The following is a 22,777-nucleotide window of genomic DNA, read 5'->3' on the forward strand; positions in this document are numbered from 1 at the left end:
GTGTCGGGAAGCGGGTGGGTTTGACCGCGCTCAGGGACGAATAGTGGCCCCAATCCGACTTTGCAGGAAATGAGCCATGTCAAATCCCCCGCGCCTCCCTGACACCTTCAATCGCCTCGCCTGGTCCAACCTCGCCGCACAATCGGCCGAACAGATCGCGCTGGCCGCCGCCCCCATCGTCGCCGTGCTGACGCTCGGGGTCGCCGAAGGCCAGACCGGCGCCTTGCAGACCGCCTTGACCCTGCCCTTCGTGCTGTTCGCCATTCCGGCCGGCCTGCTCGCGGACCGCATCTCCCGCCGCGCGTTGATGGCGGGCGCCGAGGCGCTGCGGGCCGCGGCGCTCGCAGCGATCGTACTGCTGCTCGCGCTTGGCGCGCTCAATCTGCCGCTGCTGGCGCTGCTCGGCTTCGCGGCGGTGTGCGGCACCGTCGTCTACAGCGTGGCCGCGCCGGCTCTGGTGCCCTCGCTGGTGAGCTCTGACCTCTTGCCGGCTGCCAATGCCCGCATCGAGCTTGCGCGCACCATCGCCTTTGCCAGCGGGCCTGCGCTTGGCGGCGCGCTGGTCGGATGGTGGGGCGCGAGCCCGGCCTTCGGCTTTGCCGCGGCGCTCTCGGCCATCGCCGTGGTGCTGCTCTCCGGCATCTACGAACCCGCCCGTGCGCCCGTCCCGCGACGCCATCCGTTCCAGGACATCCGCGAGGGCGCAGCCTTCGTGTTTCACCATCCGCTGCTGCGGCCGGTGTTCGTCACCCAGTTCATCTTCAACACCGGCTGGTTCCTCCAGATCGCCGTGTTCGTGCCCTACGCCGTGCGCCATCTCGGCCTGACCGCCGCCGGTGTCGGCATCGTGCTGACGATGTACGGCGTCGGCATGGTGATCGGCGCGCTGTTCGCAACGCGCGTGATGCAGCGCGTCGCCTTCGGCACGGTGGTCGGCCTCGGCCCTGTCACCGGCTTCGTCGCCTCGGTCGTGATGGCACTGACGGTGCTGGTCCCCTCGCCCTGGCTCGCTGGCCTCAGCTTCTTCCTGCTCGGCGTCGGGCCGATCCTGTGGGTGATCTCGACCACCACCCTGCGCCAGTCCGTGACGCCGCCGCGCCTGCTCGGGCGCGTCTCCGCCATCAACATCATGAGCTATGGCGCCCGCCCGCTCGGCTCGGCGCTGGGCGCGATCGTCGGCGGGTTTTACAGCGCGGAAGCGTGCCTCTATCTGGCGGCAGCCGTGTTCGGCGTGCAGGCGCTGGTGATCTGGCTCTCGCCTGCCGTGGCGCTGGATCGGCAGCCCAACATGGTGGGAGATGAGGTGGCGGCGGGGTGCTAGCCCCGCCGTCATTGGAGCAGCGGAGCTAATTCGCCAGGTAGCGCTCGTAGCTCCCCGTCACCGGCTCGCTGGCGTCCACCTCGGGATCGAGCGTGTAGAGATCCTGCGCGCGGCCGATGCCACGCAGCGCGTAGCGGCCGGTGGAGACGAGGTAGCGGCGGCCGGCGGCGTCCAGCCCCTTGTAGAACTCCGCTGATGCCAGCAGCTCGCGGTCGACCGAGCGGCTCATCGAGGCGATGCGGCTGACCTCGTTGACGGTCGGGCCGACGACGGTGAAATCGAGCCGGTCCTCGCTGCCGATATTGCCGTAAAAGACCTCGCCGACATGCAGGCCGATATAGGCCGACGTGACGGGACGGCCGGCGGCCTCCCGCCGCTTATTCAGCGCCGCGACGTTCTGGCGAGACAGATGCTCGGCACGGAGCGCGGCACGGCGCGCATGCGCCATGTCCTCGCCGGTGAACATCGCCAGCACGCCGTCGCCGATCAGCTTCAGCACGTCGCCGCCGGCGTCGTGGATGGCGTCGATCACCGCCTGCGCATAGTCGTTGAGGAACGGGATGATCTCGTCGGGGCCGATGCTCTCGCTGATTCCGGTCGAGCCGCGCAGATCCGAGTACCACAGCACGGCATTGATGCGCTCGGTAACGCCCCGCGAGATGCGGCCGCCCAGCACTTGCTCCGAGGCGCCACGGCCGAGATAGACACGACCCAGCGTGCGCGCGATGTCGACCTGCTGCGCCGACTTGATCGCGAGCCCCAGCACCGGCACGAGGTCGCGCAGGGCTTCGAGCTCATCTTCACCAAAGCCTTCGTCCCGGCGCGTGGTCCAGCAGGAATACAGGCAATCCATCAGGCCGAGCGCGCCGTTCTCGCCGAAGCGGTGCACGAAGGCGAGATAGTGCTTGTGGCCCTTCTCGGCGAGCTCGCTGATCTGCGAAAAATCCATCGACGGCGCGTCGGCGAGGTCGATCACCATCTCGTCCTGGCCGTGCTCGAGCATGTGAAAGAACACCGAGCGGCGCCAGCTCTGGGCCGCATCGCCCTCGGCGGTCGAGCCATATTCGAACGCGTCGCTTTCGTTGCTCGCCCGGTCGCTCCAGCGGAAGCCGCGGCCCTCATAGATCGGATGCAGCGTGTCGATGACGACGAGCCCGCGTGAGAGTTCCAGCCCCTCGGCGCGGCAACGCTCGCAGAAGCCGCGGAGCAGTTCGATTTCGGGCAGGCCCGTCAGCCCCTGGCCGGTCAGCCAGTTCATCAGCGCGAGGCGCGAGGTCAATTGCATGCGCCATTATGGCGTGCATTCGTGACGAGCGAAAGGCCGCGCCCGAAGGCTACGCAACCAAGGCTCCCGCCCGCAGCAGGTCGAATATGCCGCAGGCGCTGTTGACGCGCTCTTGTTGCAGGCTGCAAATGCGATCAATGAGACCGCCGCAGACCGAGACCAGAATCGCACCGCGATGAGCCAGCGCCAGCTTCCGATCATCCTGGCGCTCGGCACCACGCAGACCCTGGCCTGGGCTTCCAGCTACTATCTGCCGGCGCTGCTCGCCGATCCCATGGCGCACGACCTCGGCATCTCCGCCAACTGGATCTTTGGCGCGTTCTCGGCCTCGCTGGTGATTTCGGCCATGCTCGGCCCGCGGATCGGCCGACAGATCGATCTCGTCGGCGGACGGCAGGTGCTGTCGGCCTCCAATTTGATCATGGCCGCCGGTCTCGTCCTGCTCGGCTTCTCGCAATCCGTGGCGGTGATGGCGATCGCCTGGCTCGTGCTCGGCATCGGCATGGCGATGGGGCTCTATGACGCCGCCTTCGCCGCGCTCGGCCGCATCTACGGCACCGAGGCGCGCAGGCCCATCACCGGCATCACGCTGATGGCGGGCTTTGCCTCCACCGTCGGCTGGCCGCTCACCGCCTGGGGGCTCGCCCATATCGGCTGGCGCGAGACCTGCTTTGCCTGGGCCGCCGCCAACATCCTGATCGGCCTGCCCCTCAACTACTTCATGCTGCCGGCGATCAAGGGCGCGAGGCAGGCGGCAGCGGCCGCCAAGAAGCCGCATCTGCCGCTCGATCGCACCATGGTGCTGCTCGCCTTCGTCTTCGCCGCGGTGTGGACGGTCACCGGCGCGATGGCGGTGCATTTTCCGCGCATCCTGGAAGCAACCGGCGCGACGCATGTCGAGGCGATCGCCGCCGGCGCGCTGATCGGCCCGGCGCAAGTGGTGGCGCGCATCCTCGAAGCGAGCGTCCTGAGCCGATTTCATCCGTTGTGGTCGACGCGCCTTGCCTGCCTCACCCATCCGATCGGAGCTGCCGTCGTCGCCATCTTCGGCGGCGCCGCCGCGAGCGCCTTTGCACTGCTCCACGGCTCGGGCAACGGCATTTTGACGATCGCCCGCGGCACGCTGCCATTGTCGATCTTCGGCCCGAAGGATTTTGGCTATCGCCTCGGCGTCATCGGCGCGCCGGCGCGGATGGCACAGGCGGTGGCGCCGCTGGCCTTCGGCCTGCTGATCGACGTCATGGGCGCCAAAGTGCTGATGGTCTCCTCCGCGCTCAGCCTCTCGGCGCTGGCGGCGCTGTTCCTGATCCGTGCCGGGAAGCGGCCGGATTGACCGCACGGCGGCTTTCGCGCACAAGCGGGCCATGACCGACAACAACAGCCCGCCCCGCACGTTCAAAGGCCTTTTGCGCTGGGCGACGACGCCGCCGCAGGCCTGGGGCGTCTATCTCCTCGCTCTCCTGCTGGTCTGGCTGATCTCGTTCTATGCCGGCTCGCTCAAGCCGAAGAAGACCCCGGAGAGCGGACCGCCGGCCGTGACGGCGCCGCGCTAAAGCATATCGCGCTTCAGGCGGCCCGAACGTCCTCAACAAAGCTGCCGACTTCGCTTGTCAGCTGCACGGCCTGTCGCGACAGACCGTCGGCCGCGCTCAGCACCTCGGTCGCCGCGACGCCCGTTTCCGTTGCCGCTTTGCTCACCCCGCCGATGGTCGCCGTCACGTCCTTCACCGATTGCGATGTCTGCTGAACGTTGCGGGCGATTTCCGCCGTCGCCACGCCTTGCGCCTCCACTGCCGTCGCGATCGCATTCGAGATCGAGCTGACCTCTTCGATCGTCCCGGTAATTCCGCGGATCGCGTCGACAGCCTCCTTGGTGGCAGCCTGAATTTGCGCGATCTGGGCCCCGATCTCCGCCGTCGCCGTCCCCGTCTGGGTCGCCAGCATCTTCACCTCGGAGGCGACCACGGCAAAGCCTCTCCCGGCGTCGCCAGCCCGCGCCGCCTCGATCGTCGCATTCAAGGCCAGCAGGTTTGTTTGAGCCGCGATAGCCTGGATCAAGGTGACCACCGCGCCGATCTTCTCGGCCCCCTCGGCCAATGTCTGCACGATCTTGTCGGTCCGCTGCGCATCGGCCACCGCCCGGCCGGTGATCGTCGAGGATTGTGCGACCTGGCGGCTGATCTCGCTGATCGATGCCGTCAGTTCCTCCGCCGCAGAGGCAACGGTGCTCGCACCCATGCTGGCTTCCTCGGCGGCCGCCGCGACCGTTGTCGCCTGCCCCTTGGTCTGCGTCGCGGTCGAGGACATGGATCGCGCTGTCGTCTCGAGCTCGGTAGCTCCCGACGCCAGCAGCGCCACCATGGCCCCCGCCTTGGTCTCGAAATCGCGAACCAGGCCTTCGAGACGCGCCGTGCGCTTCTCTTTGACGATCCGCTCGGCGGCCTGTTCTCCAGCCAGTCGATTGGTGGTGGCCATGGCCTCTTTGAAGACCTGCACGGCGAGAGCCATGCCGCCGATTTCGTCCTTGCGGGCGGCGAAGGGCACCTCGGCCTCCTCGTTGCGGGCAAGCCGGGTCATCACCTCCGAAAGCTTCGAGATCGGCGTGAGCAAGTGGCGCACGAGCAGCACCGATGAAGCTGCAGATAATCCCAGGACGACCAGAATGGCCGCGACGGCGAACAGGATGCCCCCCAGCCCGTCGGCTTCGTCCTGCTCGGCCACGGCCTGCGCGTCGCGCAAGGCGGCATCACGGATTCCCAGCAGCGAGGCGTTCGCGCTCGTGGCGGATTTGCGCCAGTCATCCACCGACACCGCGTAAGGAGTGCCGTCGAATGCGGCCTTGGTCAGCCCGTCGCGCAGTGGCTTGTCCGAACCGAAATAGCGATCCCTGGCCGCGCCGACGCTGGCCCGCGTGCTCTTGGGCGCGTGAACATCATCGCCGCGGTCGAGGATTTCAGCCCAGAGCCGTGTCATTTGGCCGTTTGCAGCGCTGAGTTCGTCCCGTTCCGCCAGTGTCGCCGGACGGCCTGACGTCACAAGCCCGGAAATCAACAGCGAGACCTGTCCGGCGGTCTGCCTGATCACCCATCCCTTCTGCGCGACATCGAGCAGGTTTCCCGCCGTGGTGCTCAGCCGCATCGTCGCCTTGATGCCGGACTCCAGCAGTTCGTTCAGGCGCGCCATTGCCTCGGCGTAGTCTCGCATGGCCTTGCCAGCGATGCCGCCGGGACGCTCAGCCAGCGGCTTCTGCCAGTAGGAAGCGGCCTCCTCGCGCGCGGCGGCGATCTTCGCTGCGGCCGCCTTGACCCGCTGCGTCAGGTCAGCATCGCCGCGAGCCAGCGTCTCCAGCTTTGCCAGGGCCTCGTCGCTGGTCCGGCGATTGTCGGCGAACTCCTTGAGCACCGCATCATCCGCTGCGGATTTCCCGAGCAGCGCCCGGTTGACGGGACCACGCTCGATGGTCAAGCTGCCAACGGCATCGAAGCCGGCGGTCAGACGGGTCTCCAGCGCGTGCGCCGCGATGGCGTTCTGGTAAGCGCTCCAGCGCTCGCTCAGTTGCAGGCCCGAGGTCAGGACGACGACGCCCGACATCAACGCTGCAATCGCAATACCCGACCGCTTGATAGACATGCCCCGCTCCTCATTCGCAATGCTGCCCGCGACATGAGGGCCGGCCCCCGCCGGTCCTCATGCTCCAGCGGTACGCCTTATTTCAGTTCGAACTCGACGAGCTCGACGACCGATGTGCCCGCGTTTCGCATTGTCCGTACGGGGCCTGCGTTCTGCCACGCGAAGTCGCCATACTTCAGGTTGAGCTTGTGATCCGGTTTACCCTCGATGCCTTCGACCAGCATGCCGCCCTGCACCACGATGCGCACTCCGGGCGCCGCCTGCTGCATCGCCGGCACAGCCTCGCCCGGCTGGAGGATCAACCGCCAGGCCTGCACACGGTGGTTGTCCATGACCGAGACGTAGGGCGCGGGGCGAGCAAGCGGTGAAAAGCGCCCGGGCTCCGAATCGAATAGCTCGAACCCCATGATCCGGAAGTCGCTGGCGCCGACATTGGCGACCTGGTGTACGCCCGGTTTCTTCGTGTAGTTGGTGAACAGCACTTCTCCGACCTTGCGCGGCGTGATGACGGGCTTGCCGCCAAGCGGAGTCCCCTCCGCATCCGAGACCGCCATGTAGACCTGCGCAAAATCCCTGGTGTGACTGTGATAGGCGGCAATCTGTCCGGGCGGGATCGTGACATTCATGAACTGCAAATAGTCGTTCTTGAACGTCTGATCGTGGAAGCTTGCGAACTCGATCGGAACGATCTCGGGATCGCCCACCGCTCGCGCTTGTCTCGGCAAAGCCGCAGCTCCGAGCACAGCGCAACAACCGCACAAAAACTGACGCCGTCCGATCGAATTACGCATGTCCTGGCCGCTCTGTTGAATTATGCACGCTTGCATGCATATCGGCCGAGTCTTTAAGGCCCGCTTAAATGAAGGCCTGAACGAACTTCGGAGAACGCATGCCCGTCTCTCCGGTCGGCATGCCTGCTGAACTCATGATGAGCGCCATGCTCAAACCATGAGCAGCGCAGGGACGATGCCTCGCTTCAAGCTGCATCGATCTGCACAGCGTACTGTAATTGCGAGGCAGACTTATCCGTAAAATTGCGGACGACATTTTTGTGTCGGTCGCAATGCGCGGCGCCGATCAATTCGGCTTCGCCTCGCCGGTCGCGATCCAGATGCCGGCAAACACGGCGATGAGCCCGATCAAGAGATTGGCCGTGATCGGCTCGCCGATCAGCAGCGCGGCCAGAAGCGTGGCGGCGATCGGATTGACCGTCATCGTGTTGGCGACCCGGGTCGGCGTCGCCCGCGCCAGCGCCATCACCCAGAGGATGAAGGCGAGCGCCCCGCCGCCGATGCCGAGATAGATGCCGGCAATCCATTGCGCCGTCGTGAAATGATCGAGCGCCGCAAAGCTGCCCTTCACCAGCCCCGCCAGCACCAGCACGGCGGCGCCCGCGCCCATGCCGACCGTGAGGAAGCCGAGCGGACTCGAACGCTGCATGAAGGGGCGTGACAGCACGTTGTAGAACGCCATGCAGAACACGGCGCCGGTCATGATCAGCTCACCGCGCCAGGCACCGGGCGGGCTCTGCGCGAGGCCCGCGGCCAGCGCTGCCGCCACGCCGAGCACGGCGATGCCGACGCCAATGATCTTGCGCGCGGTCAGCCGCTCGACGCCGAGGATCGCGCCGACCACCATGGTGTGGAGCGGCAGCGTCGCCAGCGCCAGGCTGGCGCGCGCCGCCGTCGTGTAGGACACCGCGATATTGTAGAGGATGAAAAACAGGCCGAAGAAGCAGATACCGAGCAGCGCCACCGCCGGCCAGTCCGACCGCTGCGGCCAGCGTACGCGGAGCAGTAACGCACACGGCAGCAGGCAGAGGAAGCCGACCCCCCAGCGCAGGATCGCCAGCAGGATGGGATCGGCGCCGCCGACGAGGTAGCGGGTGATCGCCGCGGCGGTGCCGCCGAGGCTGCTCGATAGCAACGCGATCGCGACCCCCGCCCACTCTCCCACGATCATCTCCTGTCGCGGCGTTTTGGCGGGCCTAGCACGGTGCTGCTGCCGGCGTCATGGCAGCAGCACCAGTGCAAGCATCAGTCGTAAAATTCCGGCGCCATCTTCTGACTGTCGCGCTGGGCCTTGTCGTGGTTGATCCAGAGCTGCGCCTTCTCCTTGTCCAGCGTGTCCGAGATTTTCTGCATCGAGGCCGCGCTGAGCTCCTTGTTGGCGTTCATGCTGGGCACGCGGCGGTTGTCCCAATTGTCTTTGAAGTGCACGGCATCACCGGACAGGATCACCGCGCCGGTCTTCGGCAGTTTTACCAGCAGCGACTGGTGTCCCGGCGTATGGCCCGGTGTCGACAGGATGGTCACGCTGCCGTCGCTGAACACGTCCTTGTCGCCCGCGAGCAGCTCGACCGGATGCGACGGCTTGAAGCGCGGCTCGTTGTTCGCGCCGGGCCAGTCATATTCGGCCTTCTGCACGTAGAGCATGGCCTGCGGGAACAGCTCGACATTGCCAGTGTGGTCGGGATGGGTGTGCGACACCGCCATCGCCTTGACGTCGTCGGGCTTGACGCCGAGCTGCTCGAGCTGGGCGGCAAGCGTCTTCGGCCGCTTCCAGGTCACCGCCTTGGGATCGGCGGGCACGAGGCCGTTGGGCATGGCGGCGACGGCATCGGCGATGCCGGTGTCCCATATGAACCAGCCCTTGCTGTGCTTGATGAGATAGCAGCTATCGACGAAGTCCATCGTCTTGCCCTCGTTCAGGCCGGGCGTCCAGCGCGAGATGTCGCCGGCGGTGCCCTCCCCGCAATTGAGGACGTAGAGCCTTTCGACGCCGGTCTTCTCCGACTGCGCCATGGCCGCATGAGCGGACAAAGCGAGCGCAGCGGCGGCGAGAGCGAGCTTGAGTCTGGGCATCATCCTTGGTCCCTCCTTGGCAAGCGATTGGATCGGTTGCGACCGAGGATCAACCCCGGCCGCGCCGCTGAATTCCGCCCCCGCCGTTCACATCAGTGCGGGCAAGTCTCGACCTCGACGGTGACGTGGCTGAGGCCCTTCAGCCCGGCGAGCCGCTTCTTGTAGACCGCCGGCTGCTTCGGCGTGTCCGAGACAACCGACACCAGCACGGCGCAATGGCCGGGGCCGACCTGCCACAGATGCAGATCGGTGACGCGATCGTCGCCGACCTCCATCCGCGCCCGGATCACCCGCTCCAGCTTCTCGTCGGCGCGCACGTCGAGCAGCACCGCGCCTGACGTCTTGATCAGGCCGAACGCCCAACTCGCGATCACGGCGCTGCCGATCAGGCCGACCGCCGGATCCGCCCAGACCCAGCCCGAATACATGGCGACGACAAGCGCACCGATTGCAAGCACCGAGGTCGCCGCATCCGCCATGACGTGGACGTACGCCGCGCGAAGGTTGTTGTCGTGATGATGGTGGTGGTGGTGATCATGATCGTGGTCATGATCATCGTGATCATGATGCGCATGGCCGTGATGGTGGTGATCATGGTTGTCACGCAGCAGCCACGCGCTGGCGAGATTCACGCACAGCCCCAACACTGCAACCGCAATGGCCTCGCCATAGACGATCGGCACCGGCGTGAACAGCCGCAGCACGCTCTCATACGCGATCTCGACCGCGATCAGGCCCAGAATGATTGCGCTGGAGAAGGCGGCGAGATCGCCGAACTTACCAGTGCCGAAGGTGAAATGCGCATTTCCGAGGTGCCGGCGCGCGAAGCGGTAGGCGAAGGCGGCAATGCCGAGTGCGGCTGCATGCGTGCCCATGTGCCAGCCGTCGGCCAGCAGCGCCATCGAGCCGAACAGCGACCCGGCGACGATCTCGCCGACCATCATGACCAGCGTCAGGACGACCACGAGCCAGGTGCGCCGCTCGTTCTCGTCGTGCTTGTCGCCCAGGAAGGCGTGGTCGTGGGTCCACTGTTCAATGGAATGAGAATGCATCGCAAAGTCTCCGGAATCTCAGGCTGTTGGCCCGTAATATAGACTGTGATGCCCCAACTTCTAAGGCCCAATCGCACCCAAGGATTGACAGCGATACCGAGTTTCGCTGTAATCAGCGCATGGGGATTTGAGCGATCTCCCCACGAGGCGACATGCCCAAGTATCGCGTCCCGTCAGTTTTTGCGAGGACGCAACAACATGTCTACATTCACGACCATATCATCCGATAAATTGGCGCGCCTGATCGGCACGGCCAATGCTCCTGTCCTGATCGACGTACGCACGGAGGAGGATTTTGCCGCCGACCGGCGGCTGATCCCGGGCTCGATCAAGCTCAGCCACGAGACCGTTGCGGAATGGGGCGGCGAATTTGCCGGCCGCTCCGCCATCGTGTCTTGCCTGCGCGGCGCCAAGCTCGCACAGGGCACGGCCGCCTGGCTCAGGCAGCTCGGCGCGGAAGCGGAAACCCTGGAAGACGGCTTTGAGGGCTGGAAAGCGGCGAAACTGCCGCTGCTCGACACCCGCAAGCTGCCGCCGCGCGATGCGAAAGGCCGCACCGTCTGGGTGACCCGGGCGCGGCCGAAGGTCGACCGGATCGCCTGCCCCTGGCTGATCCGCCGCTTTGTCGATCCCAACGCGGTGTTCCTGTTCGTGGCACCGTCCGAAGTGACCGCTGTCGGCGAGCGCTTCAACGCAGCCCCCTTCGACATCGAGAACGTGTTCTGGAGTCACCGCGGCGAGCTCTGCACCTTCGACGTCATGATCGAGGAGTTCGGGATCGCGTCGCCGCCTTTGCTCCGGCTCGCAACGCTGGTGCGCGGCGCCGACACCGCGCGACCAGATCTGGCCCCGGAAGCGCCCGGCCTGCTCGCAGCCTCGCTCGGGCTGTCGCGGATGTACGATGACGACCTCGAACAACTCGAGGCCGGCATGCTGCTCTACGACGCCTTCTACCGCTGGTGCCGTGACGCCACGGGCGAGACCCACAACTGGCCGACCAACAAGGTGAAGGCGTAATGGACACCCGCACCAATCAAACGGGAGCTGATGCCGGTCACGGCATCAGCTTCGGCGAAGCCTTCCGCGTCTGGCTCCGCGTCGCCTGCCTGAGTTTTGGCGGGCCCGCGGGCCAGATCGCGGTAATGCACCGCATCCTGGTCGAGGAGAAGAACTGGATCTCCGAAAGTCGATTCCTGCACGCGCTGAACTACTGCATGCTGCTGCCGGGACCGGAGGCGCAGCAGCTCGCGACCTATATCGGCTGGCTGATGCACCGCACCGCCGGCGGGCTGATGGCGGGCGGGCTGTTCATCCTTCCCGGCATCATTGCCATCATGGGGCTGAGCTACATCTATGCCGCCTTCGGCAATGTCAGCTTCGTCGAGGCGCTGTTCTTCGGGCTGAAGGCCGCCGTGCTCGCCATCGTGGTCGAAGCCGTGGTGCGCGTCGGCAAGCGCGCGCTGAAGAACCGCATCATGATCGCGCTCGCGGCGATCGCCTTCGTCGCGATCTTCTTCTTCGCGGTCCCCTTCCCGATCATCATCATCGCCGCCGGCGTGATCGGATATATCGGCGCGAGGCAAGGCCGCCCCGAATTCGCCCCGGCCGGTCACGGCCCTAGCGGCAGCAGCGCCGTGATCGACAGCATGCTCGGCGACGCCGTGCCCGATCACGTTCGCCCCAACACCGCGCGCGCGATCCGGGTCGGCGCGTTGTGGCTGGCACTGTGGCTGGTGCCCGTGATCGCGCTGCTCGCAGCGTTCGGTGAGGCCAATTTGTTCAGCCAGATCGCGCTGTTCTTCTCGAAGATGGCGCTGGTCACCTTCGGCGGCGCCTATGCCGTGCTGGCCTATGTCGCCCAGGAGGCGGTCGAGCACTATCACTGGCTGAAGCCGCACGAGATGCTGGACGGCCTCGGCATGGCCGAGACCACGCCGGGCCCGCTGATCATGGTGCTCCAGTTCGTGGGTTTCATGGCGGCCTATCGCGATCCAAGCGGACTATCACCAATGCTCGCGGCAACGTTCGGCGGGCTGCTCGCGACCTGGGTCACCTTCACACCGTGCTTCCTCTGGATCTTCGTCGGCGCCCCCTACATCGAGCGCCTGCGCGGCAACACCGGCCTCGCCGGCGCGCTCAGTGCGATCACCGCCGCCGTCGTCGGCGTCATCCTCAACCTCTCGATCTGGTTCGCGCTGCACACGCTGTTTCGCGAGACCGTGCCGGTGCACGCCTTCCCGCTGAATTTCGACATGCCGGTGCTGACCAGCGTGGACATTCCAGCGCTCGTGCTGGCGATTGCGGCGGCGACGGCGATCTTCCGCTTCAAGCTGGGGATGCTGACGGTGCTGGCGGGCTCTTGCGCTGCGGGCGTGGCGCTACGGCTGGTGGGGGTGATCTGAGGCGTGCACTCACGGTTCGTCACGTTCCGTTTGCCACCGGAAGGCGACGCCGCATGGCGACCTTAGGCCAGGAGCGAAAGTGGTCGATCAACGTGTATTTTGGATGGTGAGAACTTTGGTCATGCACCAGAAAGGGACGTCGATTTGCTCGTGCTCACCGGCAACCTGCTCCATTATTTTCGCTTTGTGATGCCAGCCCATGCGCTCGTAGAAGCGGCGCGCACGGTCATTGCCAACGGCACAGTGCAGCTCTCCCTCGACGATGCCTTCCTTGGCCATCTCAATCTCAGCGGCGGTCAGCAGACTTGATGCGACGCGCGTCCCTCGATGTGACATCGCGACAAACAGTTGCCCCAAATGCTGGCCTCTCCATGCCGAAAACGCGACGACCTCTTCGTTCAGTTCTGTTACCAAAGTCGACTGCAACAGTGCCGTCATCCTTTCCATGAAAAATCCGATGGACCGATGGATAATTTCGGCCCGGGGCATAAAAGGAGCGTGGGTCTCGTGCCAAACCGCGTGATAGAGAGCAGCCACCCGAGAGATATCTGACGCATTGGCACGCCGGATCATCGCACTTTCTCCAATTGGAGCCGCAAGCATATCGCCAATCAAATGAACGTGGCAGCCCATAGGATGGGTAGAGCGCAGCGAAACCCATCTGCAGACTTAAGACGCGCGGTGATGGGTTTCGCAAGTGCGCAACCCATCCTGCGGACTGGATCTTCGGCAGCGCCCCCTACATCGAGCGCCTGCGCGGCAATACCGGCCTTGCCGGCGCGCTCAGTGCGATCACCGCAGCCGTGGTCGGCGTCATCCTCAACCTCTCGATCTGGTTCGCGCTGCACACGCTGTTTCGCAAGACCGTGCCGGTGCACGCCTTCCCGCTGAATTTTGATAGGCCGGTGCTGACCAGCGTCGACATCCCGGCGCTCGTGCTGGCGATTGCGGCCGCGACTGCGATCTTCGCTTTAAGCTGGGCATGCTGACGGTGCTGGCCGGCAGCTGCGCGGCGGGCGTGGCGTTGCGGCTGGCGGGAGTGATCTAGGGCGTGTACGGGCAGCCAAGAAACGTTAAGGCATGAGCGACGCCGTATAGGCGACCAGCGCGATCATGTCCTCGATGCCTAGGTTTTCAACAACCGGTTTCATGAGGTCGCTACCGGCGCCCTTCCGCGCGCCCGACTTGAAGTCGTAAAGCTGACGGAACATGTACGTGGGCGAACGGGCCGCAATCCCTGGCGCCACGGCAGTCCCTTTGAGGTCGGCACCATGACAAGCGGCGCACTGGACGCGGAGGTCGCCGCTCGCGGCCAATGCCCGCCCTTTCTGAATGCTGCCAACCGGGACATAGGCAATGAAACGAGCGCGCGAGTCCCGGCTGATAAAGTGTTCAACGTTTTCCGGAATCTCGATGACGCGCTGGCCGATGGGCTCTTTCTCGCCGCCGTCCATCGGCGCAAGGAACAAGTCCCTGACATGTGTCTTCGGAACGGTATCGGTCTCTACGACCGCAATGTTCGATCTCGGTTTGATTGACGCAAAATAGTTCGCAGCCTCCTTGAGCTCCTGATCGGTGATGGCCTTGGACGTCTTGATCATCAGGTCGGTGGCGACGCGGGGCACCGAATTCGTACGCTGGCCCGTCTTGAACTCCACCGTTTGCTGGATGATGTATTCCGCCGAGAAGCCAGACAGGCTGGCATTCTCGGGGCCGCCCGGTCCGTCTGCCCGATGGCAGACGCCGCACGCGAACACGTCAGGCTTTCTCCCCTTTGCGACGATCTCTGGCATAGCCGGATGGTCTTCCGGATGCCAGTCGGGGGCGGCGAACAGATCGCGCAGTTGCGTGAGCGTAAAACCGGCGGCGCTGTCAGGGACTCGCCGTAGCGTACCATCGTCGGGGGCGCGTTGGAAATTCGGCGGGTTTACCGGATAGGCCCATGCTGGCGGGCCGTCTTGGCTTTGTGCAGGCGCACCCGCTGAAGCAAGCGACGTCAGCGAAAGGGCGAAAAGCGCTGAAGAAATCCTCATGGCTAAGACCTCCATGCGCATCGACGGACCTGGACCTTCGAAGCCGAAAGCGTGAAGATCGGCCGCTCGCGAAGCGGCGCCGCAGAAATCTGCGGGCAGGCGTGCCTCCACTAGGCGTTCAAGGAAGCATTGAAGGGCCGGGATAGGTTGGCGTCAATTGGGGATTTGGGTGCCTGGTCCGGTTTGGGGTCCAGAAGCTGACGTAATCTGATTTTCGATCACACGGAGACACTTCAGCGAAAGCGGGCGGCGAGATCAACCACTTGGTCATCGAGACCCTTGAAGCCATGATAAGCGTCTGCGTAGCAGGGATTACCTTGGTTGACGCCGCCCAAGAGCCAGCTCACCCGCGCGCGGCCGCCCGCCCATTTGATGAAGGGCTCGACGCCAGAAGGCCGCGTCAGATTGCAGCCGTCATAGCGGTGATGAATCACAAGCGTGGGCGGCAGTGCCGACGGCGAGCCGAGGATTGATTCAACATTCCTCGACGCCGGGCCCGACTCCGGACTGAGAATGCCCGAGGTTTAGACCAGCGCGTCCGGCCTCGCGCCACGCGCAACCCCCTCTGCCGCGCGCCACGTGCCAGCGCTGGTGGCGACCACCGTCACCGGCCGCTTGATCACCGCCATATAGTCGACAGCACTCCTGAGGTCAGTGCTGACATCGACGACCAGCACTACGAGCCCGCGCGCCGCATAGGCGTAGCGGGTACGAACAAGTTGGTTGCCGTTCAGGCCGTGGATGTCGCCATGGTTGCCAGCCTGGATCACGCCATCGCTGCCCGGCATCAGGATCACGCTCGCCTGCGACACCAGCGGCTTGATCAGCACCGCGCGAGACCCTGCGATGGTGGCTAGCATCGCTACGCAACGGAACGCCCCTTCGGCAGCTCCCGCTCCGCAACGACCCGCACAGGTGGAAAAACGACGCAATCCACGACGTCGAAATTGACTTGAATGCGCCGGTCGAATGACTGCGCGAAGGCAATAGCGTCTTTGCTGTTTCTATCGGCGATGCGTGTGCCAAGTGTGCAGTGGGGCGTCCACACACCGGGCCGATAATGTGGCCGACAGTGGGCCGGGTCGATCGCAGCGCTGATTAAAGCGTGCCACCTTCTGAGGGTCTCGCTCGGTTCGGGCTCAACCCACAATACAAGTGGCGGGCCTACGAACCACCTCATTCGCCTGAACGTGACGGGCAATTGCGTTTCGCCTGCGCTTGCAGACAGCATTGCTTTCCACGCCGTCTCTTCGTCAATCCCGGGGGAATCATAAATCGCGAATGTCAGATGTGGTCGGTACGCCAGCGTGCGCATCGACGGCCCGTCCTCCAACGCAGCAACTTGGTCCCATAACTGTTCGATCGCGTCCGCGGAATCGTTATCGGCACGCATATTGATTGCGACTGCCATCGAGCACCCTGCCCAACCCGGTGAAGTACGTCATCTTGGACCGCCCCTCGAATATCCGCAACGGCTCACAAGCCGCCGTTGATGACCAGGTCGCACGACCGCCCGTCGGACAACACACCCGCGCCGTGTGACCTCATGACGTGTCAAGCCCCGCACCCGAAAATATTCCACTTTACCGAAATTCGGATTTGTCGTACACACGACACACCCTGGCCTGAGACAAGGGGCGGATCGCGATCGTCACGAACCGCAGGCCCGGGCAGCGATGGACGCGACGGCGTCGGGCGCGATTGGCGTTGCAGGGCGGATTTGGCCGTGAGCAACAGCCTTCGCGCGCACGACACGACGCTGACAGCGTCTTCGCATGGTTTCGGGGGGCGAGCACACGCCACCCCTCGGAGTCCCAGCGAAGACGTGCGCGGACGGAGAAGTCGTGTGGTCCTGACGCCCGGGGTCTGTGCGTCAAGTCTTGCGGTGATGTGGCGGCCCGACCGGGCGCGCGCGTCAGCTATCCGCAAGGCGACGGGGGCAATAGTGCATCGCTCCCCGGGGAGAGCACGAAGGACACCGTTAAAACCATTCGCGCAGGGAAGGCCGGGCGATCCGGCGAGACCTGTGGTCCACCCCGTGTGCATTTTTTCGGCGCACGGATCGCGGGTGCCAGCCGGCGCCCGGCCTTCCCTGCGCCCTTGTCTCCATGAGGGCGCGCCGTGAAGCAAACCTCGGGCGATACGAGCCGCGAGAAGGCAATGGTGTGTCTGCTGTTTGAAATGTGAATCGGAGCGCGATGGCCGCACCATGTGCTCCGTCATTGCGAGGAGCCCTTGCGACGAACCAATCCAGAATCCCTCCGCGGAAAGATGCTGGATTGCTTCCGCCTTCGCCCGAAGCTTCGGCGAACAAGTCGCTGGGCTCGCAATGACGAGTCAAGAAGAGCGCGCTCAATTCTCTTCCCATCACCCTGAGGTGCGAGCCTCTTCGGCGAGCCTCGAAGGGCGACGGCCCGGCTGTCGCTGCCAGGGTATCGAAGCATCGCGGCCGTTCATCCTTCGAGGCTCCCGGCGCGATGCTTTTGCATCGCGCCACTCGCACCTCAGGATGACGGAATAGGTGGAATCTGGTGCGGTTGAAACTACCGCATCATCATCCGCGCGATCGCCTCGCCGATCACCACCGTCGTGAAGTGGGTATTGGCGCGGCAGTCGGACGGCATGATCGAGGCGTCGGCGACGCGCAGGCCGCCGATGCCTTTCACCGTGCCATCAGGGTTGACCACGCCGTCAGCGTCGCCGACGCCGGTCATGCGGCAGCTGCCGGCGGCATGCTGGATGTCGCCGGTCTCACGGCGCAGCAGCGCGTCGAGCTCGTGGTCCGGCAGGGCTGCTGCCTGCGGCAATGTCAGATCGGTGTCGGTGAGGCGGATCCAGTCGGCGATGCCTGATAGCGCTGGCTGCGAGGTAATCACGGCCAGCCGTTTCACCGCATCCATCATCCGCAGCATGTCGCGGGGATCGGCCAGCATATTCTCCTCGACGACGGGATCGATCGACGGATCGGTTGAAGCCAGCTTTAGCGTTCCACGCGAATAGGCGTTGAACAGCCCTGCTCCGATCGCGCCGGGCACGCCGACGCCGCGGTGGTTGAACGCGATCAGGATCATGTCGCGCTTGCCGCCATCGGCGAGGCCCGAGGAATAGGTCACGCAGCAATTGGTGTGGCGGGTGTCAGGATCGGTCGGGCGCAGGTTTTCGTGGAGCTGGATCGTGGCGCGAAACAGCGGATGGTCGAAGAAGTGCCGGCCGACCGGCAGGTCGCGCTCGACCGCGATCCCCATCGCCTTCAGTTCTTCCGCAGGCCCGACGCCCGAGCGCAGCAGGATCGCCGGACTATGGATCGCACCGGCACAGAGCACGATCTGGCGCGCGCTGATTTCGTGGGTGCCCTGCCCCTCGATGTGAACACGGAGGCCGGTTGCGCGGCCGTCGCTGATCAGCACGCGATCGACCAGCGCATGCCCGCGGATTTCCAGATTGGCGCGGCCGCGCGCGGGCTCGAGATAGCCCTCATTGGTGGTGATGCGGCGGCTGTTGCGGCTGTTGATGGGATAGCAGGCGACGCCCTCCCCATCCGGGCCGTTGACGTCGTCGCACCAGGGATAGCCGCTCGCCAGTGCCGCATCGCGCAAGCCCCGATCGATCGGGCCCCATTTCTCGGGTGGCGCGCGATAGACCGGCAAGGGTCCGCCGCGGCCGTGCCCTGCGGCATCGCCGAACTCAAAATCGTCCTCGATCACCGAGAACAGCGGCATCACCTCCTTGGCCGACCAGCCGATGCAGCCATTGGCCGCCCATTCGTCGAACGCATCGGCGACGCCGCGGATGGCGATCTGGCCGTTCATCATCGAGGAGCCGCCGAGGCCCTTGCCGCGCCAGTAGAAGCGCGGCTCCTGCTCCGCCACCCGGCGCGTCAGGAGATGCGGCCACTGCCATTTCTCCTGGTACTCGCGCTTGTGGATGATCGGGATCGGGTTCGGCGTCCTCACCTCCCAGGGCGCTTCATCAGCGCGCCAGTCCAGACCCGCTTCGAGCAGCAGGACGCGTCGTGCGGGATCTTCCGAGAGCCGTGCCGCAACCGCGGCGCCGGCGGAGCCGCCGCCGACAACAATGACATCGTACATCGCGTTACTTCTCAACGTTCCAGAACACCGGGATGGCGGACGGTATCAGATTGCGGAGCGTCGCGCGATAAAGCGCCGGCTGGGCGAACTGGCCCCACGGAATTCCGGGCGCCTGATCGTACATGATGCTCTGGATCTCACCGGCGATCTTCTTGCGATCCTCCTCGGCCGGCGCCTTGGCGAAGGCTTCCACCAACGGCGTGATGCGCGCATCGCATTGCCAGCCGGTGAAGTCGGCGCAGTTGAAGGCGACCATGACGTTGGTGAGCGGCGAGCCGAGGTCAAAACCGCCGGCGTGAACACCATAGACGCTCCAGCCTTCCTTCTTGGCGCGGCGCGCCAGCACGCTCGCCCAGTCCATGACCTGCAAATCGACGTTGAACCCGGCCTGCTTCAGCCGCTCGGCCAAAACCTGCGCCGAGACGCGCGGGGCTTCGAGATCATTGGCCTCCATAACGACGACGGGCTCGCCGGCATATTTCGTCGCCTTCAGCGCGGCCTTCGCCGCTTCGATCGACGGCCTCTCGGCTGCTTCAGTGCCCGCCTTGCTGTCATAGGTGGTGCCGCAGGTGAAGAACGTCGCGCAAGGCGTGGCGTATTTGGCATCGAGCCCGAGCGCATCGAGCACTTCGCGCTGGTCGACCAGCTTCCACAGCACACGCCGGATCGCGGGATCGTCGAACGGCTTCGATGCCGCGTTGAGACGATAGGCGCCGGCGAACATGTTCCCGCCGGTGAAGTTGACCAGTTTTACGCGCGAGTTCTTCTCGAGCGCCGGCAGCAGATCGAACGGCGCGTATTGCATGAAGTCGATCTCGCCGGCCTGGAGGGCGGACGCGGCAGTCGCGCCATCGGGAATGACGCGGATCTCCAGCGTGTCGACGTTGACGCGCTTGCCGCCGGCGAGGAAGTCGCCGGGCTCGGGGCGCGGCACATAGTCGGCGAATTTCTTCAGGATCATGCGATCGCCGGTGCGGTGATCGGCCTTGCTGTAGACGAACGGGCCGGAGCCGACGATCTCGGTGATGCGCTGGTCGCCGGGCGTCTTGGCAATGCGCTCGGGCATCATGAAGGCGACCGGGCTGACGGGATTGCCGAGCGCGTCGATGACGAGACCGGACGGCTCCTTCAGCGTCAGCACGAAGGTTTTCGCATCGGTCGGCTCGAGCGAGGCCGTGATTGCAAAAATGCGGCGGCCGAGCGCGCTGCGGGTGCCCCAGCGGCGCAGCGAGGCCACGCAATCGGCCGCGGTGACCGGCTGACCGTCATGCCATTTCAGGCCGTCGCGCAGCGTGAAACTGTAGGTCAATCCGTCGGCTGAGACCTTCCAGTCCTGCACCATCTGCGGCTTGATGTCGCCCTTGGAATCCTTCGCGAACAGCGTGTCGAACACCATGTAGCCGAACGTGCGCGAAATATAGGCCGTGGAAAAATGCGGATCGAGCGTGACGATCTCCGCCTCGAGCACCGCAACGAGATTGCCCGCCGCATGCGCAGGTGCTGCGACAATCGCGAAGCCGAACAGCGCCGGAATGAAAGCCTTCAGTTTGAACATTGGTGTGTTTTTGCCTTTTGACTGAAACGTTGAAGTCGTCAGACAAAAGGCAATGTTCGTGCCCATAAGGCCGAAACACGTATGCGTTCACGACTATCTGCCGCGCGTTTGCGCGCTTCAGTATCGGTGTCATCGCCCGGCTTGACCGGGCGATCCAGTATTCCAGAGGCGGGCGTGATCGAACCGAGAAGCTGCAGCGTACTGGATGCCCCGCTTTCGCGGAGCATACACAGATGTTGTGGCAACAGTCGCGTCCTACCGCCCCTACCCGATCACCCTGCCGAACTTGTTCGACTTCGGGAAACCCTTTGGCGGCAGGCGGCCGGCATCACCGCGGTTGCCTTGCCACTCGGCAAGCTCCTTCATGGTCGCGGAGAATTCGCGGCCGGCGGAGTCCTTCCAGGTGAGGCCCGCCTTGGCCTCGAAGACAGCGACGTCGGAAAGACCGCCGTCCTTGTACTTCTGCAGCCGCGTACCGCGACCGCGCGCCATCTCGGAGACCTGGTCGAGCGGGAAGATCAGCATCTTGCGGTTCTCGCCGATGACAGCGACGGTGTCGCCGATCACCTCGGTGACCGTGCGGGCCTCGTTCGGCATGTCGACGTTGAGGACCTGCTTGCCCTTCTTGGTGGTGCCGACGCAATCGTCCTCGTTGACGACAAAGCCCTGGCCCTCGTGGCTCGCGACCAGGAATTTGCGTCCGCCCTTGTTGACGAACAGCGTGACGGGAGCGGCCTCCGGCTCGAGATCAATATACTGGCGGATCGGCTCGCCGTGACCGCGGCCGCCCGGCAATTTTGCGACGTCGATCGAGAAGAACTTGCCGTTGGTCGCGAACAGCAGCAGCTTCGACGTCGTCTCCGCGAAGAACGCGAAGCCGAGCTTGTCGTCCTGCTTGAAGGCGAGGCCCGAGAGATCCTCGACGTGGCCCTTCAGGGTGCGGATCCACCCCTTGTCGGAGACGACCACCGTCACCGGCTCGCGCTCGACCAGGGCTTCCTCCATCGCGGCGAGATCGTGCTCGGGCGCGTCGGCAAAGGTGGTGCGGCGCTTGCCGAGCGGCGTCTTCGGCCCGAACATGTCGCGGACCTTGCCGACCTGTTCGCCGACCTTCTTCCACTGCTCTGGTTCGGATGCGAGGATGGCGTTGACGCCCTTCAGCTCGTTGCGGAGGTTCTTGTCCTCGGTGCGGATCTCCATTTCCTCGAGCTTGCGCAAGCTCCGGAGACGCATGTTGAGGATGGCTTCCGCCTGGACCTCGGTGAGCTTGAACCGCTTCATCAACGCCGACTTCGGCTCATCCTCGTTGCGGATGATCCTGATCACTTCGTCGATGTTCAGAAATGCGATCAAGAAGCCGCCGAGCACCTCGAGCCGGTTCTCGATCTGCACCTTGCGATAATTGGTCCGTCGGATCAGGACGTCGCGCAGATGGTCGAGCCATTCGCGCAGGCACTCCGCTAGCCCGACCACCTTGGGCACGCGGCCCTTGATCAGCACGTTCAGGTTCAGCGGAATCTTGTTCTCGAGCTCGGTCAGCCGGAACAGCGATTCCATCATCAGCGCCGGATCGACGTTCTTCGACTTCGGCTCGATCACGATGCGGACGTCTTCGGCGGACTCGTCCCTGATGTCGCCGACCAGCGGCAGCTTCTTCTGGTCCAGCAGTTCGGCGATCTTCTCGATCAGGCGCGACTTCTGCACCAGGAAGGGGATCTCGGTGACGACGACGACCCAGGTGCCGCGGGCGCCCTCTTCCTGCTGCCATCTGGCGCGAACGCGAAACGAACCGCGGCCCGTGGTGTAGGCTTCAGCAATGGCCTGCTTGGAATCGACACAGATGCCGCCGGTCGGGAAATCCGGGCCCTTCACCCACTTCAGCAGCGCCTTGGACTTGGCGTCGGGCTTCTCGATCAGATGCAGCGCGGCCTCGCACAGCTCGGCGGCATTGTGCGGCGGGATCGAGGTCGCCATGCCGACGGCGATGCCCTGCGCGCCGTTGGCGAGCAGGTTCGGGAAGCCGCCGGGCAGCACGACCGGCTCCTTCGACTGGCCATCGTAATTGGGACGGAATTCGACCCCGTCCTCGTCGATGCCCTCGAGCAGAAGCCGCGCGACGTCGGTCATGCGCGCTTCGGTGTAGCGGTAGGCGGCGGGATTATCGCCGTCGATATTGCCAAAGTTGCCTTGGCCATCGACCAGCGGGTAGCGCGAGGAGAAATCCTGCGCGAGGCGGACCATGGCGTCGTAGATCGCCTGGTCGCCGTGCGGATGGAACGAGCCCATCACGTCGCCGACGATTTTTGCGGATTTCTTGAACGCCGTGCCTGGATCGAGCCGGAGCAGGCGCATGCCATAGAGGATGCGCCGGTGCACCGGCTTCAGGCCGTCGCGTGCATCCGGCAGCGCGCGGTGCATGATGGTAGAGAGCGCGTAGGCGAGATAGCGCTCTTCCAGCGCCTCACGCAGCGGCACTTCATGAATTTCGGCCGGCTCTTCCGGCGGAATCAATCGTTTTCCCATGCCGCCCGGTTAAACCGTGGAAGC

18 protein-coding genes and 1 pseudogene are annotated in these 22,777 nt (G+C 64.9%); 6 read left to right on the top strand and 13 right to left on the bottom strand.

Annotated elements, in window-relative coordinates:
* Positions 1 to 76: 76 nt before the first annotated feature.
* On the top strand, positions 77 to 1,321 hold the full coding sequence (locus B5V03_RS20310; RefSeq protein ID WP_129272177.1) for an MFS transporter: 1,245 nt from the start codon (positions 77 to 79) through the stop codon (positions 1,319 to 1,321).
* 25 nt (positions 1,322 to 1,346) lie between these two features.
* Here B5V03_RS20310 and B5V03_RS20315 read toward each other — a convergent pair whose 3' ends face one another.
* Positions 1,347 to 2,606 carry an adenylate/guanylate cyclase domain-containing protein gene (locus B5V03_RS20315; RefSeq protein ID WP_129272178.1) on the bottom strand — a complete coding sequence of 420 codons (1,260 nt, stop codon included), beginning with the start codon at positions 2,604 to 2,606 and terminating at the stop codon, positions 1,347 to 1,349.
* Between the two features lie 175 nt (positions 2,607 to 2,781).
* On the opposite strand from B5V03_RS20315, the gene B5V03_RS20320 reads away from it, so the two are divergent.
* Together B5V03_RS20320 and B5V03_RS20325 are read left to right on the top strand one after the other, a co-directional pair.
* On the top strand, positions 2,782 to 3,939 hold the full coding sequence (locus B5V03_RS20320; protein ID WP_129272179.1) for an MFS transporter: 1,158 nt from the start codon (positions 2,782 to 2,784) through the stop codon (positions 3,937 to 3,939).
* A 31-nt stretch (positions 3,940 to 3,970) separates the two neighbouring features.
* Complete coding sequence (locus tag B5V03_RS20325) at positions 3,971 to 4,159, top strand: hypothetical protein (RefSeq protein WP_129272180.1); 189 nt, start codon at positions 3,971 to 3,973, stop codon at positions 4,157 to 4,159.
* A 13-nt stretch (positions 4,160 to 4,172) separates the two neighbouring features.
* Here B5V03_RS20325 and B5V03_RS20330 read toward each other — a convergent pair whose 3' ends face one another.
* The 5 genes from B5V03_RS20330 to dmeF all read right to left on the bottom strand — a co-directional run bounded on the left by B5V03_RS20330 (position 4,173) and on the right by dmeF (position 10,152).
* Positions 4,173 to 6,236: a methyl-accepting chemotaxis protein gene (locus B5V03_RS20330; protein WP_129272181.1), complete on the bottom strand. Its 2,064-nt coding sequence runs from the start codon at positions 6,234 to 6,236 to the stop codon at positions 4,173 to 4,175.
* A 77-nt stretch (positions 6,237 to 6,313) separates the two neighbouring features.
* Positions 6,314 to 6,961 carry a hypothetical protein gene (locus B5V03_RS20335; protein ID WP_129272182.1) on the bottom strand — a complete coding sequence of 216 codons (648 nt, stop codon included), beginning with the start codon at positions 6,959 to 6,961 and terminating at the stop codon, positions 6,314 to 6,316.
* A gap of 352 nt (positions 6,962 to 7,313) precedes the next feature.
* Positions 7,314 to 8,192, bottom strand: coding sequence for a DMT family transporter (locus tag B5V03_RS20340; RefSeq protein WP_129272183.1), 879 nt, complete (start codon positions 8,190 to 8,192; stop codon positions 7,314 to 7,316).
* A gap of 80 nt (positions 8,193 to 8,272) precedes the next feature.
* Entirely contained in the window at positions 8,273 to 9,103 is an 831-nt protein-coding gene (locus B5V03_RS20345; RefSeq protein ID WP_129272184.1) for an N-acyl homoserine lactonase family protein, read from the bottom strand.
* An 89-nt stretch (positions 9,104 to 9,192) separates the two neighbouring features.
* Complete coding sequence (dmeF, locus tag B5V03_RS20350; RefSeq protein WP_129272185.1) at positions 9,193 to 10,152, bottom strand: CDF family Co(II)/Ni(II) efflux transporter DmeF; 960 nt, start codon at positions 10,150 to 10,152, stop codon at positions 9,193 to 9,195.
* A gap of 198 nt (positions 10,153 to 10,350) precedes the next feature.
* Here dmeF and B5V03_RS20355 point away from each other — a divergent pair, with 198 nt between their 5' ends.
* Both B5V03_RS20355 and chrA read left to right on the top strand, forming a co-directional pair.
* A complete protein-coding gene (locus B5V03_RS20355; protein ID WP_164988152.1) occupies positions 10,351 to 11,169 on the top strand; it encodes a chromate resistance protein ChrB domain-containing protein in 819 nt (272 codons plus the stop codon).
* Complete coding sequence (gene chrA / locus B5V03_RS20360) at positions 11,169 to 12,554, top strand: chromate efflux transporter (protein ID WP_129272187.1); 1,386 nt, start codon at positions 11,169 to 11,171, stop codon at positions 12,552 to 12,554. Before B5V03_RS20355 ends, chrA begins: the two co-directional genes overlap by 1 nt.
* Positions 12,555 to 12,641: 87 nt before the next feature.
* Here chrA and B5V03_RS20365 read toward each other — a convergent pair whose 3' ends face one another.
* Positions 12,642 to 13,127, bottom strand: a complete 486-nt coding sequence (locus B5V03_RS20365; protein WP_164988153.1) for a GNAT family N-acetyltransferase — start codon at positions 13,125 to 13,127, stop codon at positions 12,642 to 12,644.
* A gap of 146 nt (positions 13,128 to 13,273) precedes the next feature.
* Here B5V03_RS20365 and B5V03_RS20370 point away from each other — a divergent pair.
* Positions 13,274 to 13,602: pseudogene (locus tag B5V03_RS20370) on the top strand (chromate transporter); the annotation flags it as partial.
* Between the two features lie 25 nt (positions 13,603 to 13,627).
* Here B5V03_RS20370 and B5V03_RS20375 read toward each other — a convergent pair.
* From B5V03_RS20375 to parC, 6 genes are all read right to left on the bottom strand, one after another.
* Positions 13,628 to 14,587 carry a c-type cytochrome gene (locus tag B5V03_RS20375; RefSeq protein WP_245502279.1) on the bottom strand — a complete coding sequence of 320 codons (960 nt, stop codon included), beginning with the start codon at positions 14,585 to 14,587 and terminating at the stop codon, positions 13,628 to 13,630.
* Positions 14,588 to 15,111: 524 nt separating this feature from the next.
* Positions 15,112 to 15,447, bottom strand: a complete 336-nt coding sequence (locus tag B5V03_RS42395; protein WP_245502280.1) for a hypothetical protein — start codon at positions 15,445 to 15,447, stop codon at positions 15,112 to 15,114.
* 2 nt (positions 15,448 to 15,449) lie between these two features.
* Positions 15,450 to 15,998 (bottom strand): 2'-5' RNA ligase family protein, encoded by a 549-nt coding sequence (locus tag B5V03_RS20385; RefSeq protein WP_129272189.1) that lies wholly within the window; start codon positions 15,996 to 15,998, stop codon positions 15,450 to 15,452.
* A gap of 1,132 nt (positions 15,999 to 17,130) precedes the next feature.
* Entirely contained in the window at positions 17,131 to 18,675 is a 1,545-nt protein-coding gene (locus B5V03_RS20395) for a GMC family oxidoreductase (RefSeq protein WP_129272190.1), read from the bottom strand.
* Positions 18,676 to 18,679: 4 nt separating this feature from the next.
* Positions 18,680 to 20,230, bottom strand: coding sequence for an ABC transporter substrate-binding protein (locus B5V03_RS20400; protein ID WP_129272191.1), 1,551 nt, complete (start codon positions 20,228 to 20,230; stop codon positions 18,680 to 18,682).
* Between the two features lie 264 nt (positions 20,231 to 20,494).
* A complete protein-coding gene (gene parC, locus B5V03_RS20405; RefSeq protein WP_129272192.1) occupies positions 20,495 to 22,753 on the bottom strand; it encodes a DNA topoisomerase IV subunit A in 2,259 nt (752 codons plus the stop codon).
* Positions 22,754 to 22,777: the final 24 nt, after the last annotated feature.

The sequence above is a fragment of the Bradyrhizobium betae genome (genome assembly GCF_004123905.1).
GTDB lineage: Bacteria > Pseudomonadota > Alphaproteobacteria > Rhizobiales > Xanthobacteraceae > Bradyrhizobium > Bradyrhizobium betae_A.

Bases quoted from the DNA above. Each gene is read 5' to 3' on its own strand.
- B5V03_RS20365 (WP_164988153.1), bottom strand. From the start codon at position 13,127: ATGATCCGGCGTGCCAATGCGTCAGATATCTCTCGGGTGGCTGCTCTC.
- chrA (WP_129272187.1), top strand. From the start codon at position 11,169: ATGGACACCCGCACCAATCAAACGGGAGCTGATGCCGGTCACGGCATC.
- B5V03_RS20375 (WP_245502279.1), bottom strand. From the start codon at position 14,587: ATGAGGATTTCTTCAGCGCTTTTCGCCCTTTCGCTGACGTCGCTTGCT.
- B5V03_RS20330 (WP_129272181.1), bottom strand. From the start codon at position 6,236: ATGTCTATCAAGCGGTCGGGTATTGCGATTGCAGCGTTGATGTCGGGC.
- dmeF (WP_129272185.1), bottom strand. From the start codon at position 10,152: ATGCATTCTCATTCCATTGAACAGTGGACCCACGACCACGCCTTCCTG.
- parC (WP_129272192.1), bottom strand. From the start codon at position 22,753: ATGGGAAAACGATTGATTCCGCCGGAAGAGCCGGCCGAAATTCATGAA.
- B5V03_RS20385 (WP_129272189.1), bottom strand. From the start codon at position 15,998: ATGGCAGTCGCAATCAATATGCGTGCCGATAACGATTCCGCGGACGCG.
- B5V03_RS20325 (WP_129272180.1), top strand. From the start codon at position 3,971: ATGACCGACAACAACAGCCCGCCCCGCACGTTCAAAGGCCTTTTGCGC.
- B5V03_RS20320 (WP_129272179.1), top strand. From the start codon at position 2,782: ATGAGCCAGCGCCAGCTTCCGATCATCCTGGCGCTCGGCACCACGCAG.
- B5V03_RS20310 (WP_129272177.1), top strand. From the start codon at position 77: ATGTCAAATCCCCCGCGCCTCCCTGACACCTTCAATCGCCTCGCCTGG.
- B5V03_RS20355 (WP_164988152.1), top strand. From the start codon at position 10,351: ATGTCTACATTCACGACCATATCATCCGATAAATTGGCGCGCCTGATC.
- B5V03_RS20315 (WP_129272178.1), bottom strand. From the start codon at position 2,606: ATGCAATTGACCTCGCGCCTCGCGCTGATGAACTGGCTGACCGGCCAG.
- B5V03_RS20345 (WP_129272184.1), bottom strand. From the start codon at position 9,103: ATGATGCCCAGACTCAAGCTCGCTCTCGCCGCCGCTGCGCTCGCTTTG.
- B5V03_RS42395 (WP_245502280.1), bottom strand. From the start codon at position 15,447: ATGCTAGCCACCATCGCAGGGTCTCGCGCGGTGCTGATCAAGCCGCTG.
- B5V03_RS20395 (WP_129272190.1), bottom strand. From the start codon at position 18,675: ATGTACGATGTCATTGTTGTCGGCGGCGGCTCCGCCGGCGCCGCGGTT.
- B5V03_RS20400 (WP_129272191.1), bottom strand. From the start codon at position 20,230: ATGTTCAAACTGAAGGCTTTCATTCCGGCGCTGTTCGGCTTCGCGATT.